Source organism: Sphingomonas sp. SORGH_AS_0870, from assembly GCF_031453175.1.
Lineage (GTDB): Bacteria > Pseudomonadota > Alphaproteobacteria > Sphingomonadales > Sphingomonadaceae > Sphingomonas.
The window spans coordinates 2,940,952-2,954,437 of record NZ_JAVIYW010000002.1 but is presented as its reverse complement, the minus strand read 5'-3'; the positions used below and the strand labels follow the sequence as shown (position 1 = coordinate 2,954,437).

Annotated in this window: 11 protein-coding genes; 8 read left to right on the top strand and 3 right to left on the bottom strand. The window is 68.6% G+C overall.

The annotated features are described in order from the left end of the window. Positions 1–4 precede the first annotated feature (4 nt). Positions 5–1,336: a dicarboxylate/amino acid:cation symporter gene (locus QE363_RS13685; RefSeq protein ID WP_309696103.1), complete on the bottom strand. Its 1,332-nt coding sequence runs from the start codon at positions 1,334–1,336 to the stop codon at positions 5–7. 88 nt (positions 1,337–1,424) lie between these two features. Between QE363_RS13685 and QE363_RS13680 the strand changes: the two genes are divergently transcribed. Genes QE363_RS13680 through QE363_RS13655 form a run of 6 tightly spaced genes read left to right on the top strand, consistent with a single transcriptional unit; the run spans position 1,425 to position 8,684 of the window. Next, complete coding sequence (locus tag QE363_RS13680) at positions 1,425–2,669, top strand: Xaa-Pro peptidase family protein (RefSeq protein ID WP_309696101.1); 1,245 nt, start codon at positions 1,425–1,427, stop codon at positions 2,667–2,669. Beyond that, positions 2,666–3,343 (top strand): phytanoyl-CoA dioxygenase family protein, encoded by a 678-nt coding sequence (locus QE363_RS13675; protein WP_309696100.1) that lies wholly within the window; start codon positions 2,666–2,668, stop codon positions 3,341–3,343. The genes QE363_RS13680 and QE363_RS13675 overlap by 4 nt, the downstream gene beginning before the upstream one ends. Next, positions 3,343–3,639 carry a hypothetical protein gene (locus QE363_RS13670; protein WP_309696098.1) on the top strand — a complete coding sequence of 99 codons (297 nt, stop codon included), beginning with the start codon at positions 3,343–3,345 and terminating at the stop codon, positions 3,637–3,639. The genes QE363_RS13675 and QE363_RS13670 overlap by 1 nt, the downstream gene beginning before the upstream one ends. 46 nt (positions 3,640–3,685) lie before the next feature. Beyond that, entirely contained in the window at positions 3,686–6,334 is a 2,649-nt protein-coding gene (gene alaS, locus QE363_RS13665) for an alanine--tRNA ligase (RefSeq protein WP_309696096.1), read from the top strand. 47 nt (positions 6,335–6,381) lie between these two features. Further along, positions 6,382–7,239 carry a hypothetical protein gene (locus tag QE363_RS13660; protein WP_309696094.1) on the top strand — a complete coding sequence of 286 codons (858 nt, stop codon included), beginning with the start codon at positions 6,382–6,384 and terminating at the stop codon, positions 7,237–7,239. After that, positions 7,236–8,684: an MATE family efflux transporter gene (locus QE363_RS13655; RefSeq protein ID WP_309696092.1), complete on the top strand. Its 1,449-nt coding sequence runs from the start codon at positions 7,236–7,238 to the stop codon at positions 8,682–8,684. Before QE363_RS13660 ends, QE363_RS13655 begins: the two co-directional genes overlap by 4 nt. Positions 8,685–8,687: 3 nt before the next feature. Here the strand turns inward: QE363_RS13655 and QE363_RS13650 are convergent, their stop codons facing one another. Further along, positions 8,688–9,542, bottom strand: a complete 855-nt coding sequence (locus QE363_RS13650) for a diacylglycerol kinase family protein (protein WP_307104544.1) — start codon at positions 9,540–9,542, stop codon at positions 8,688–8,690. Between the two features lie 103 nt (positions 9,543–9,645). Here QE363_RS13650 and hemB point away from each other — a divergent pair, with 103 nt between their 5' ends. Then, positions 9,646–10,638 carry a porphobilinogen synthase gene (gene hemB, locus QE363_RS13645; RefSeq protein WP_309696090.1) on the top strand — a complete coding sequence of 331 codons (993 nt, stop codon included), beginning with the start codon at positions 9,646–9,648 and terminating at the stop codon, positions 10,636–10,638. A gap of 32 nt (positions 10,639–10,670) precedes the next feature. Then, complete coding sequence (locus QE363_RS13640) at positions 10,671–12,863, top strand: hypothetical protein (RefSeq protein WP_309696088.1); 2,193 nt, start codon at positions 10,671–10,673, stop codon at positions 12,861–12,863. A 7-nt stretch (positions 12,864–12,870) separates the two neighbouring features. Here the strand turns inward: QE363_RS13640 and QE363_RS13635 are convergent, their stop codons facing one another. Further along, the gene (locus QE363_RS13635) at positions 12,871–13,398 is read right to left on the bottom strand and encodes a hypothetical protein (protein ID WP_309696087.1); all 528 of its coding nucleotides are present in this window, start codon (positions 13,396–13,398) and stop codon (positions 12,871–12,873) included. Between the last annotated feature and the right edge of the window lie 88 nt (positions 13,399–13,486).

Here is a 13,486-nt window from a genome sequence, read left to right as displayed (position 1 = left end):
GGGATTAATGCCCCCCGATCTGCCGGAAGCTGTCGGGGGCGGGCTGGGCCGGATGTCCCGACGGTGCGCGGAGCGACTCGACATCGACCGGCTCGGGCGCGTCGAGCGGCCCCTCCCACTTCGCGATGACCGCGCTGGCCACCGCATTGCCGATCACATTGGTCGCCGACCGGCCCATGTCGAGGAAATGGTCGACCGCCAGGATCAGCAACAGCCCCGCCTCGGGAATGTGGAACATCGGCATCGTCGCCGCGATCACCACCAGCGAGGCACGCGGCACGCCCGCAATCCCCTTCGACGTGACCATCAGGACCAGCAGCATGGTGATTTGCTGCCCGATCGACAGGTCGATGCCGTAAGCCTGGGCGATGAACAGCGACGCGAACGTCATGTACATCATCGACCCGTCGAGGTTGAACGAATAGCCCAGCGGCAGCACGAAGCTGGCGATGCGCGGCGGCACGCCGAACCGGTCCAACCCCTCCAAGATGCGCGGATAGGCGGCCTCGGACGAGGCGGTCGAAAAGGCCAGGATCAACGGCGCGCGGATATGCGACAAAAGCTCGCGGATGCGCCCGCCGATGAACAGCGTCGCGACGGCGATCAGCACCACCCAGAGCAGCAGCAGCCCGAGATAGAAGCTGCCCATGAACACCGCGAGATTGCCGATGACTCCCGGCCCCCGCTCGGTCAGCGTGCCCGCAACCGCGCCGAACACGGCCAGCGGCGCCAGGCGCATGACATAATCGGTCACCTGCAACATGACCGCGACCAGCGCATCGACCGCGCGGACCAGCGGCGCGGCGCGTTCGCCGACCGCGGTGATAGCCACGCCCAGGAACAGCGATCCGATGACGATCTGCAACACCTCGTTGGTCGCCATCGCCTCGACCAGCGAGGCGGGGACCAGATGGGTGACGAATTTCTGGAGGTCGAACCCGGTCTTCACCACCCCGCTATCGGCGGTGACCGCGGGCAGCGGCAGGTTCAGGCCGACGCCCGGATGCAGCAGGTTGACCAGGATCATGCCCAGGCTGAGCGAGACCAGGCTGGCCGAGATGAACCAGGCGAGCGAGCGAAAACCGATCCGCCCCAATGCCTTGGTATCACCCATCTGCGCGATGCCCGAGACCAGGGTGGCGAAGACGAGTGGTGCGATGATCATCTTGATCAGCCGCAGGAACAGGCCGGTGACGATCGCGAAATAGCCGGCGATCGTCTTCAATTCGGCGGCCGCCGCGGCGCTGCCGTCGTCGAGCGACAGGTTGAGCGCCAGTCCGACGACGAGCCCGAGAACCAGCCCGATGAAGATGTACAAGGTCAGCCGCTTGGCCATGCATACCCCAATATAGATTACGCGCGCGAGCCAAGGGCATTGCGGCGCTCAGGTCAAGAATTCTATCGTCGCGGTCATGCAGACCCCGATGTCCCGCCGCGCCGTGCTCGCCGCCGCCGCCCTGCCGCTCCTCGTCCGCCCCGGCCTGTTGCGCGCGGCCGAACCCGATCTGGCGGGGCTGTCCGACATGACCGGCGGCGCGGTGCCGATTGGCGCGCAGGAGCGGGCCCGGCGGCTGTCCCGCGCACAGGCGCTGATGAAGGCGAACGGCATCGGCGCGCTCCTGATCGAGCCGGGATCGACCATGGTCTATTTCACGGGCGTCCAATGGTGGCGCAGCGAGCGGCTGACCGCCGCGATCCTGCCGGTCGAGGGCGAGCCGTGCATCGTCACCCCGTTCTTTGAGGAACCCTCGGTCCGTGAGACGCTGGCCGTGCCCGCCGAGATACGGGTGTGGCAGGAGGACCAGAACCCGCTCGCCATCGTCGCGGGCTTCCTGCGCGACCGCAAGCTGGCGGGCCGTCCGGTGGGGATCGAGGAAACGGCGCGCTTCTTCGCCTTTGACGGGTTGCGACAGGTGTTGCCGGGGGCGCGGCTCGTCTCGGCCAATCCGGTCGTGCGCGGGTGCCGGATGATCAAGGCCCCCGCCGAGATCGCGCTGATGCAACTCGCGACCGATGTGACGATGGCGGCCTATCGCTGGCTCCACCCGCGCGTCGAGGCGGGGATGACCGGCGCGGAGATCGGCGCGCTGATGAGCGCCGCGACGCGCAAGCTGGGCGGCAGCCCGGAGTTCAGCATGGCGTTGATCGGCGAAGCCTCCGCCTATCCGCATGGCAGCCGCCAGGTGCACCGGGTGGCGCAGGGGCAGGTCGTGCTGATGGACTGCGGCTGCACGGTGCACGGCTATCAGTCCGATGTGTCGCGAAGCTGGGTCCATGGCGCGGCGACCGCCGAGCAGCGCAAGGTCTGGGATCTGGTTGCCAAGGGGCAGCAGGTGGCGCGGGCGGCGGCGCGGATCGGCGCCCCGGCGGGCAGCATCGACGACGCGGTGCGCCGGTTCTACGAGGAGCAGGGCTTCGGCCCCGGCTATCGCCTGCCCGGCCTGTCGCACCGGACGGGGCACGGCATCGGCCTGGACGGGCACGAGCCGGTCAATCTGGTGCATGGTGAGGCGACACCGCTGGCGCCCGGCATGTGCTTTTCGAACGAACCCGGCCTGTATCTGCCCGGCAATTTCGGCATCCGGATCGAGGATTGCTTCCACATGACGGAAAGCGGGCCGGTCTGGTTCTCGACGCCGCCCACCTCGCTCGATGCGCCGATCGGATGATCGCCGAACTGGACGCGCGTGGCTATGCCCTTTGGCCGTCGCGACTGGATCGGGGCGAGCTTGCCGAACTGGCACGGCTTTTCAGTGACTGGCCCGAGGGGCGCCCCGGACAGCGGATCGATCCCGCGCGGGTCGCGCGTCTCGGGGGTGTTCGGCGGCTCTGTGCCGCCATGGTGCCGGTGATCGGCCAGGGCGCGCGGCCGGTTCGCGCGATCCTGTTCGACAAGCAGGACGGCGGGAACTGGGCGCTGGGCTGGCATCAGGATCGCACGATCGAAGTGGTGGAGCGGCGAGAGGTTCCGGGTTTCGGGCCGTGGACGGTCAAGCAGGGCCGGGTCCATGTCGCGCCGCCGGTGTCGCTGTTGGAGCGGATGGTGACGGTGCGCCTCCATCTCGATCCGGTCGATGCGGACAATGCGCCGCTGCTCGTCGCGCCGGGGTCCCACCGGCTGGGCCTGATCGCGGAGGATGCCATATCCGGCGTGGTCGACCGACTGGGTGACGATGCCTGTCTGGCCGGGGCAGGCTCGGTGTGGCTGTACCGGACGCCGATCCTTCACGCCTCCGCGCGGTCGGCACCGGGGCGGCGTCGACGGGTGTTGCAGATCGATCTGTCTGCGGAGAGCTTGCCCGGCGGCCTGTCCTGGAGCACGGATGGCGAAGGGAGGGCATGATGAGCGCCGATTTGATCGGCGCATTGCTGGTCGGGTTCGCCAACGGCCTTCTGGGCACCGCCATTTTCTGCGCCTTTGCCCATTGGCTGCTTGGCCGGGTGTTCGATGTGGCCGATCCACGATTGCCCGCCTTTCTGTTCGTCCTGGGCCTGACGCTGGGGCGGTTCGAGGATGCGGCGGACATGGCGGGGCATCCGGTGGGGCGGCTGATCGGCGATATGCTGGGTTTCGCTATGATCTGGTATCTGTGGTGGCGTCGTCCTGCGGTCCGGGCCGATGCGATGGAACGCCCCTGACGCGCGGGCGCTTGAGCGCGCGCGAAACCTCGCCTAAGTCGCGTGCATGACCTCGACCAACGACATCCGCCGCGGCTTTCTCGACTATTTCGGAAGCGAAGGGCACCAGATCGTGCCTTCCGCACCGCTCGTGCCGCAGAACGACCCGACGCTGATGTTCGTGAATGCGGGCATGGTGCCGTTCAAGAACGTGTTCACCGGCCTGGAATCGCGCCCCTATTCGACTGCGACCAGCTCGCAGAAATGCGTGCGCGCCGGGGGCAAGCATAACGATTTGGACAATGTCGGCTATACCGCGCGGCATCACACCTTCTTTGAAATGCTGGGCAATTTCTCGTTCGGCGACTATTTCAAGGAACAGGCGATCACCCATGCCTGGACCCTGCTGACCAAGGTCTGGGGTATCCCGGCCGAAAAGCTGACCGCCACCGTCTATCACACCGATGACGAGGCGTTCGCGCTGTGGAAGAAGATTGCGGGCCTGCCCGATAACAAGATCATCCGCATCCCGACCAAGGACAATTTCTGGGCGATGGGTGAGAATGGGCCGTGCGGTCCGTGCTCCGAAATCTTCTACGACCACGGCGACCATATCTATGGCGGCCCTCCCGGCAGCCCGGAAGAGGATGGCGACCGATTCGTCGAGATCTGGAATCTGGTCTTCATGCAGTTCGAGCAGGAAGCCAATGAGATCGTCGGCGAGCTGCCCAAGAAGTCGATCGACACCGGCATGGGGCTTGAGCGGATCGCGGCCGTGCTCCAGGGCGTGCACGACAATTACGACACCGACACCTTCAAGGCGCTGATCGCCGCGTCGTGCGAACTGACCCACACCAAGGCCGAGGACGGTCAGAAGGCGTCGCACCGCGTGATCGCCGACCATCTGCGCTCGGCGGGTTTCCTGGTCGCCGACGGCGTGCTGCCCGCCAATGAAGGGCGTGGTTACGTGCTCCGCCGGATCATGCGCCGCGCGATGCGGCACGCGCATCTGCTGGGCGCCAAGGAGCCGTTGATGCACCGGCTGGTCCCGGCGCTGGTGTCGGAGATGGGCGCGGCCTATCCCGAGCTGGTCCGCGCGCAGCCGCTGATCGAGGCCACGTTGAAGCAGGAGGAAACCCGCTTCCGCCAGACGCTGGACAAGGGCCTGAAGCTGCTCGACGAGGCGACGGCGGGCATGGCCCCCGGCGCGACGCTGGCGGGCGAGACGGCGTTCAAGCTCTATGACACCTATGGCTTCCCCTATGACCTGACCGAGGACGCGCTGCGGGCGCAGAACCTGTCGGTCGACCGGGCTGGCTTCGACGCCGCCATGGCCGAGCAGAAGCGCGCCGCGCGCGCCGCCTGGAAGGGCTCGGGCGCAAAGGCGTCGGACGATGTCTGGTTCGACATCGCCGAAGAGACGGGCTCGACCGAGTTCCTCGGCTATGCCTCCGACACCGGTGAGGGCGAAGTGCTGGCGCTGGTCAAGGACGGCGCGCGGGTCGACAGCGCGGCGGCGGGCGAGAGCGTCGCGATCATCGTCAACCAGACGCCCTTCTATGGCGAGAGCGGCGGCCAGGTCGGCGATACCGGCACCATCTCCAGCGACGCCGGGCTGAAGGCGGTCGTCACCGACACGTCCAAGCAACTGGGCCGCGTCTTCGTCCACAATGCCGAAATCCAGGAAGGCGGGATCAAGGTCGGCGACAGCGTGAAGCTGGCGATCGACACCACCCGCCGCGCCGCGATCCGTGCCAACCACTCGGCGACGCATCTGCTGCACGAGGCGCTTCGCCAGCGGCTGGGCACGCATGTCGCGCAGAAGGGCTCGATGGTCGCGCCCGAACGCCTGCGCTTCGACTTTTCGCAGCCGGTCGGCATGACCGCCGACGACATTGCCGAGGTCGAGGCACGCGTGAACGAACAGGTGCGCGGCAACGGCCCCGTCGTCACCCGGCTGATGACGCCCGACGAGGCGATCGAAATGGGCGCGATGGCGCTGTTCGGCGAGAAGTACGGCGACGAGGTGCGCGTCGTGTCGATGGGCGAGGATGCCGACGGCACCTACAGCCTCGAACTCTGCGGCGGCACGCATGTCGGTGCGCTGGGCGAGATCGGTGTGTTCAAGATTGTGTCCGAAGGCGCGGTGTCGAGCGGCGTGCGCCGGGTCGAGGCGCTGACCGGTGAGGGCGCGCGCGCCTATCTGTCGCACCGTGACGACATGCTGAAGGCCGCCGCCGCGACGCTGAAGACCACGCCGGACGAGGTACCCGCGCGAATCGCGGCTTTGGTCGAGGATCGCCGTCGCCTGGAGCGCGAACTGGCCGAGGCCAAGAAGGCGCTGGCGATGGGCGCCGGGGCCGGAGGGGCTGCCGCCGGACCCGAGCAGATCGGTGACGTCGCGTTCATCGGCCAGGTGCTCGACGGCTTCGAGGCCAAGGGGCTGCGCAGCGCGGTGGACGACGCCAAGCAGCGGCTCGGCGGTTCGGGTGTCGCGGTGATGGTCGCGATCAACGATGGCCGCGCCTCGGTCGCGGTCGGCGTCACCGACGACCTGACGGCCCGGCACAATGCGGTCGAGCTGCTGCGCAAGGCGGTGGCGGCGCTGGGCGGGCAGGGCGGCGGCGGCCGTCCCGACATGGCGCAGGGCGGCGGGCCGGACGGCACCAAGGGTACCGAGGCGGTTCAGGCGGTACGGGACGCGCTGGCCGGCTGAACGTAGCCAAGGGGGGCAGGTCGATGCGAGGAACGGTTCTTACGTCGTTGGCATGGCTTGCTTCCCTGGGCGGGGCGTCGATCGCCCTGCCGCTGGAGGCGCAGACCGGCGCATCGCCCGCCGATCCGGTCGTGGTGACCGCCCGGCCGCTGCCGCCCCGGCGAGAGACGTTGCGCTGGTTTGGCGCGATTTCGGGCTATCCCGATGGCGACGCGCCGCTGTCGCGGCTGACCGAACCCCTGTGCATCGCCAGCTCCGGCCTGGCGGCCAAGGCCGCGCTGCCGGTCGCCGACCGCATATTGGGCCATGCCGAGCGGCTGGGCATTCGGCTGGGCGGCGACAAATGCCGCCCCAATGTCCTGATCCTGTTCGTCGACAATGGCGCGCAGCAGGTCGCATGGCTGATCGATCACCGGCCCGGCATCTTCGGTGACCTCCCCTTCGCCGATGTCCGGGCGATGGCGAAGGACAAGGGCCCGGTCCATGCCTGGCACATGACCGCGATCACCAGCCGCGACGGTGACCAGCTGGTCCCGGGCGCCAACAATATTCCGACCCTCAACATCCCCAGCGCCAGCCGGATCACCCTGCCCACCAAATCGCATATCGCGGCGGCGGTGGTGATGATCGACCGGGATGCGGTGAACGGCAAGACGATCCACCAGATCGCCGATTATGCCACGATGCGCGCGCTGGCGGTGGTCCGGCCGCGCAGGACCGAGGGGATCTCGACGATCCTGACCCTGTTCGACGAGCAGGCGGCGCCGGAAGGGCTGACCCCGTTCGACTGGGGCTATCTGCGCGGGCTGTATGCGGGGCAGGGCAACCAGAGGCCCGGCTTTCAATATGCGGCGATGGCGCGGTTCGTGGACGAGGAAATCAACGCCGGAGGCAAGACACCGTGACCGCGCCCAACGGACGCCGGGACCTGACCGCCGGGCCGATCGGCCGCACCCTGTTGCTGTTCGCGCTGCCGACGCTGGGATCGAGCATCCTGCAATCGCTCAACGGGTCGATCAACGCGATCTGGATCGGCCAGTTTCTGGGCGAGCGCGCGCTGGCCGCGACCACCAACGCCAATATCATCATGTTCCTGCTGGTCGCGGCCACCTTCGGCTTCGGCATGGCGGCGACCATCCTGATCGGCCAGAATATGGGCCGCCGCGATATCGATGCGGTGCGCCGGGTGCTGGGATCGGCGCTGGGGCTGTTCGCGGTCATCTCGACCCTGACGGTCGGGATCGGCTGGTGGGCGGCGCCCGCCATCCTGCGCGCGCTGGCGACCCCGACGGAGGTCTATCCGCTCGCGCTCGCCTATCTGCGGGTGATCTTCGTCGCGATGCCACCGGGGTTCATCAGCGTGCTGCTGACCATGGCGCTGCGCGGGGTGGGGGATTCGATCACCCCGCTCAAGTTCATGGCGTTGGGCTCGGTGCTCGATGTCGTGCTGAACCCGGTCTTCATCCTGGGGCTGGGGCCCGCCCCGGCGCTGGGGATCGAGGGGTCGGCGGTCGCGACGCTGATCGCCAATGGCGGCTCGCTGCTGGCGCTGGTCGCCTATCTCTATGCCAAGGACCTGGTCATCCGGCTGCGCGGGGCGGAGTGGCGCTATCTGATCCCCACGCCCGAATTGCTGAAGACGATCCTGGTCAAGGGCTTTCCGATGGGGCTCCAGATGCTGGTCGTCTCCACCTCGGCGCTGGCGATGATGGGGCTGGTCAACCGGCACGGCACCGCGACCACGGCGGCCTATGGCGCGGCGAACCAGCTCTGGACCTATATCCAGATGCCCGCCATGGCGGTGGGCGCGGCGGTCAGCGCCATGGCGGCGCAGAATATCGGCGCGGGGCAATGGGATCGGGTGGGCCGGATCACCCAGGCGGGCCTGCGCATGAACCTGCTGCTGACCGGGGCGCTGGTGGCGCTCGTCACCCTGCTCGACCGACATGTCCTGTGGCTGTTCCTGGGCAGCGAGCCCGGCGCGATCGCCATCGCCGCGCGGATCAATCTGATCGGCGGGTGGAGCTTCATCCTGTTCGGCGTCTCGATGGTGCTGGCGGCGACGGTGCGCGCCAACGGGGCGGTCGTCGGGCCGCTGGTCATCCTGGCCATCTCGATGTTCCCGGTCCGCTTCGGCCTGGCCAATGCCTTCGCGCCGATGCTGGGCGCGGATGCGATCTGGTGGAGCTTCCCGGCGGGCTCGCTCGCCTCGATGCTGATGACGATCGCCTATTACCGGCATGGCGGCTGGCGCAAGGGCAGGCTGGCTCAGGCGACCACCCCGCAGGAATGTGAAGAACAGGCACTGGCCGAGGGGCAGCCGACCAACAAGGCGATGCCGGTCGGCTGACGATCAGGCCGGGGCCATCACCTCGATGATCCCCGGTGCGATCCTGGCCGTGACGGGCGTGTGCGCCAGCACCTCGCCATCGATCGAGATGGGCAGCGGCGGGATGGTGTTGATCCGGATCGCGCGGCCCCGGAACTCGCGCACCTTTTCCTTGCGATAGTCGCTGCGCAGGATGCTGGCCGCCCAGTTGACGATCAGGCGCCGCTTCACATGGCCGCACACCGCCTGGACCACGATCTCGCCCGAATCGACCGACGCCGATTCCACCAGCTCGGTGCCGCCATGATAGGGCCCGTTGGAGATGCGGACCTCGACCACGCGCAGCCTTTCGCGCGTTCCGTTCTGTTCGACGATCAGGGTGAAGGGGCGGAAGCGCAGGAACTGATAGGCCGCCCAGCCGAGATAGCCCAGCCGCCCCGCCACCTTCTTGAGCTTGTGCGGCACCGTCTCGGCGATCTTGGGGCTCATCCCCATCGCGGCGCAATTGGCGTAATAGTCGTTGTCGATCATGCCCAGGTCGATCCGGCGGGGCCGGCCGGTCCGGATCACCTCCACCGCCCCCTCGATATCGAGCGGGATGTCCAGCGAGCGCGCGAAGCTGTTCGCGGTGCCCAGCGGCAGCACGCCCAGCATCACGTCATGCCCGACCATCAAGTCGACCAGCCCGCTGATCGTGCCGTCGCCGCCGCCCAGGATCAGCAGGTCGGGCTTGGCCGCCAGCAGTTCGCGGACGGTGGGCTCCAGATCCTCCGGATCCTCGACCGCGCGCGCATCGACCGGATAGGGCAGGCCCGACATGGCCTTGCAGGCCCGCTCGAACAGCGCCTGTCCGCGCCGCGACTTGGCGTTCACCACCATCGCCGCCGATCGTATCTCTCTCAAGACGGATTTCCTTTCGCCCCCGGAACGCTTGCATGCAACGCTTGGCAAGCGCGGTCCGATCCCCCAAATGCGGACAATCATGACGGCATCCTACCCCGCGCTTCGCCTTCGCCGCACCCGAGCTTCCCAGTGGAGCCGGCGGCTTCACGCCGAAACGGTGCTGACCCCGGCCGATCTGATCTGGCCGCTGTTCGTGACCGAGGGGCAGGGGGTGGAGGAACCGATCGCCAGCCTGCCCGGCGTGTCGCGCTGGTCGCTGGACGGCATCGTGGCGCGCGCCAAGGAGGCGGAGGCGCTGGGCATTCCCTGCCTGGCGCTGTTCCCCAACACCCCCTCGCACCTGCGCACCGATGACGGGCGAGAGGCGCTGAACCCCGACAATCTGATGTGCCGGGCGATCGCGGCGATCAAGGACGCGGTGCCGGATATCGGCGTGCTGACCGACGTGGCGCTCGATCCCTATACGACGCATGGCCATGACGGGCTGGTCGATGCGGCGGGCTATGTCGTCAACGACCGCACCGCCGACGCGTTGGTCCAGCAGGCGCTGACCCAGGCACGCGCGGGCTCGGACGTGATCGCACCGTCGGACATGATGGACGGCCGCATCGGGCTGATCCGCGCGGCGCTGGAGGCCGAGGGCTTCGTCAACGTCCAGATCATGGCCTATGCCGCCAAATATGCCAGCGCCTTTTACGGCCCGTTCCGCGACGCGGTGAACACGCGCGGGCTGTTGAAGGGCGACAAGCGTACCTATCAGATGGACTCCGCCAATGCCGAGGAGGCGCTGCGCGAGGTCGCGCTCGATCTGGCCGAGGGCGCGGACAGCGTGATGGTCAAGCCGGGCCTGCCCTATCTGGACATCATCCGCCGCGTGAAGGACGAATTCCGCGTGCCGACCTTCGCCTATCAGGTGTCGGGCGAATATGCGATGATCGAGACGGCGGTGGCGGCGGGCGCGGCGGACCGCGATGCGATGGTGCTGGAGACGCTGATGGCGTTCAAGCGCGCCGGATGTTCGGGCGTGCTGACCTATCATGCCGCCCATGCCGCCCGGCTGCTGAACGGCTGAGCCGGATCATCGCCATTTCCCGGTCCGGCCGCTTGCCCGCGCTACTGGTGCGCGCGCTGTTCGTGGCGACGATCCTGACGGGATCGTTCCTGCTGTTCCTGGTCCAGCCGATGGTCGCGCGCATGGCGCTGCCCCGGCTGGGCGGCGCGCCCGCCGTCTGGAACTCAGCGATGCTGGTCTATCAGGCGCTGCTGCTCGGCGGCTATGCCTATGCCCATGCGCTGGGCCGATGGCGGCCACGGGTGCAGGCGGCGGTGCATGTCGGGGTGCTGGCGGCGGCGGCCTTGTGGCTGCCGATCGGGCTGATCGCGGTCGACCTGCCTGCCAATGCCGAGCCGACCCTGTGGGTGCCCTGGCTGCTGGGACTGTCGATCGGGCCGCTGTTCTTCGCCGTGTCCGCGCAGGCGCCGCTGATCCAGCGCTGGTTCGCGCTCGCCGCGCCGGGGCGTGACCCTTATGTGCTCTACGCGGCCTCCAATCTGGGGAGCTTTGCCGGGCTGATCGCCTATCCGCTGCTGGTCGAGCCCGCCATGGCGCTGCGGGGGCAGAGCCTGATGTGGAGCATCGGCTATGGCCTGCTCGCCTGCCTGGTGCTGGCCTGCGCGGCGCGACTGCCCGCGACCGGGCATAAGGCCGAGGGCATCCCCACGCCGACGCCTGCACCCGGATGGCGGCGGCGCGCGCTGTGGACCGCGCTGGCGGCGGTGCCCTCGGGGCTGGTGCTGGCGACCTCGACCTATATCACCACCGACATCGTCGCGATGCCGCTGCTATGGGTGTTGCCTCTGGGGCTCTATCTGCTGAGCTTCATCCTCGCCTTTGCCGCGCGGCGCGGAGTCGCGGACATGCTGACCCGGATCGCGCCGGTCACGCTGCTGCTGTTCGGCGGGGTCATCATGGGCGGCTATCCGCAGCGGCCCTATTTCAACGTCGCCGTCGCGCTGATGCTGTTGTTCATGGTGTCGGTCGCGCTGCACACCGCGCTGTACCGCGCGCGGCCGGCGGTCGACCGGCTGACGGGCTTCTATCTGTGGATGGCGGTCGGCGGGGCACTGGGCGGCGTGTTCACGGGGCTGGTGGCGCCGGTCCTGTTCGACTGGACCTATGAATATCCCCTGCTGATCCTGGCGGCGGGGATGCTGATCCCGCAGCAGTTCATGACCGCATCCCTGCGCGACCTGTGGCGGCGGCATCACCGGACCATGCTGGTCGCGTTGGCGATCGTGGTGGGCGTGCTGCTCGACCTGCGGCTGGTCGGCTCTCCGGCCTGGTTCGGCGAGGACCGGCAGGGCTTGGCGTTCCTGGTCATCGCGGCGCTGGGCTTCCTGACGATCGGCGCGCGGACGGGGTTCGTCCTGCTGCTGGCGGGGGCGCTGGTGCTGTTCGGCGGCTATCGCGCGCTGTCCCTGTCGATGGAGCACGACGCGCGGATGCGCAGCTATTTCGGCGTCTATACGGTCCGCGACGGGCCGGGCTATCGCGAGCTGGACCATGGGGCGACCGTGCATGGCATCCAGCTGCGCGGCTCGGCGGAGCGGGAGCGGACGCCGACCACCTATTACGCCCCCTATTCCGGGGTCGGCCGCGCGATGCGGGCCGCGCCCTTGCTTTACGGTCCGGGCGCGCGGATCGGCGTCGTCGGATTGGGGACGGGGACGCTGGCCTGCTATGCCCGGCCGGGGCAGCATTGGCGCTTCTACGAGATCGATCCGGTCATCGTCCGCATCGCGCGCGACACCGGCCAGTTCACCTATCTGCGGCGGTGCCAGCCCGATCCGGTGATCCGCATCGGCGATGCGCGCATCCGGCTGGCGGCGGAGGCCCCGGACAGCCTCGACCTGCTGGCGCTCGACGCCTTTTCGTCCGACGCGGTGCCCGCGCATCTGCTGACGCGGGAGGCCTTTGCGACCTATGCGCGGGTGCTGTCCCGCCGGGGGCTGCTGCTGATCCATATCTCCAACCGCTTCGTCGATCTGGAGCCGCTGGTCGCGGCGGCGGCGCGCGACGGCGGATGGGCGGTGCGCAAGCTGGCCTATGCGCCCACCGACCTGGACCGAGAGGCGGAGGCGACCGGATCGGTCTGGCTGGCGCTGTCCCGCGATGTGGACATGCTGGCCCGGCTGGCGGCGCAGGGCGGCGACTGGCGCCGGGTCGCTGCGCCCAGGGGGCTGGCCGCGTGGACCGACGATTATTCGACGGTCCTGCCCTTCATCCGCAACTTCTAAGCGACGTTCAGCCCGCGGGCAGGCTGGCCGACAGGGCCTTGATCTGTTCGCCCTGCCGCGTGTTCGCCTCGACCGCGCGTGTCCTGAGCGCGGTGAGCGCGGGATAGTCCGCCTCCAGCGCCGCCGCGCGCGCGATCGCCCGGTCGTCAATCTCGGTCAGCAAGCCCGAGGTGCGCGCCCGGATCTCGTCGAGCGCGGCAAGATCGGTCTGCGCGGTCAGCCAGGCATCGCTGCCCACCGTCTGCCCGCGCCCCTTGGCGGCACTGGCCCGCGCCTGGTCATAGGCCTTGGCGAATTCGTCCTGGATGCCGTCCAGCCGCCCCGCCAGCTGCGCGATCTGCGCATCGAGCGCGGGGTCGGGCCTGGCCTCGGGCGTCTCCACCTCGGGCTCGGCAAAGCCGCGCTTCTCGACCGGCCGCACCGCCAGCGAGGGATAGGCGGCGGTGTCGCGCGAACATCCCCCCAGCAAACCGGCGGACATCAGGCCGAGTGCGAGGAGGGGGCGGGCGGTCTTGCGAAAGCGGAACTGGGTCATCGTCGCCCATCCTAGCCGTGGAAGCGGCCGGTGGAAAATGCCCGGCACGGCAAAGCGGACCCGATTGCAAGAAAATGTGGATAAGTGT

What these genes read in the sequence shown, in the direction of transcription:
- QE363_RS13670 (WP_309696098.1), top strand. Translation starts at nt 3,343, where the DNA reads ATGAGCGCCGATTTGATCGGCGCATTGCTGGTCGGGTTCGCCAACGGC.
- QE363_RS13675 (WP_309696100.1), top strand. Translation starts at nt 2,666, where the DNA reads ATGATCGCCGAACTGGACGCGCGTGGCTATGCCCTTTGGCCGTCGCGA.
- alaS (WP_309696096.1), top strand. Translation starts at nt 3,686, where the DNA reads ATGACCTCGACCAACGACATCCGCCGCGGCTTTCTCGACTATTTCGGA.
- QE363_RS13685 (WP_309696103.1), bottom strand. Translation starts at nt 1,336, where the DNA reads ATGGCCAAGCGGCTGACCTTGTACATCTTCATCGGGCTGGTTCTCGGG.
- QE363_RS13650 (WP_307104544.1), bottom strand. Translation starts at nt 9,542, where the DNA reads ATGGTGGTGAACGCCAAGTCGCGGCGCGGACAGGCGCTGTTCGAGCGG.
- hemB (WP_309696090.1), top strand. Translation starts at nt 9,646, where the DNA reads ATGACGGCATCCTACCCCGCGCTTCGCCTTCGCCGCACCCGAGCTTCC.
- QE363_RS13635 (WP_309696087.1), bottom strand. Translation starts at nt 13,398, where the DNA reads ATGACCCAGTTCCGCTTTCGCAAGACCGCCCGCCCCCTCCTCGCACTC.
- QE363_RS13680 (WP_309696101.1), top strand. Translation starts at nt 1,425, where the DNA reads ATGTCCCGCCGCGCCGTGCTCGCCGCCGCCGCCCTGCCGCTCCTCGTC.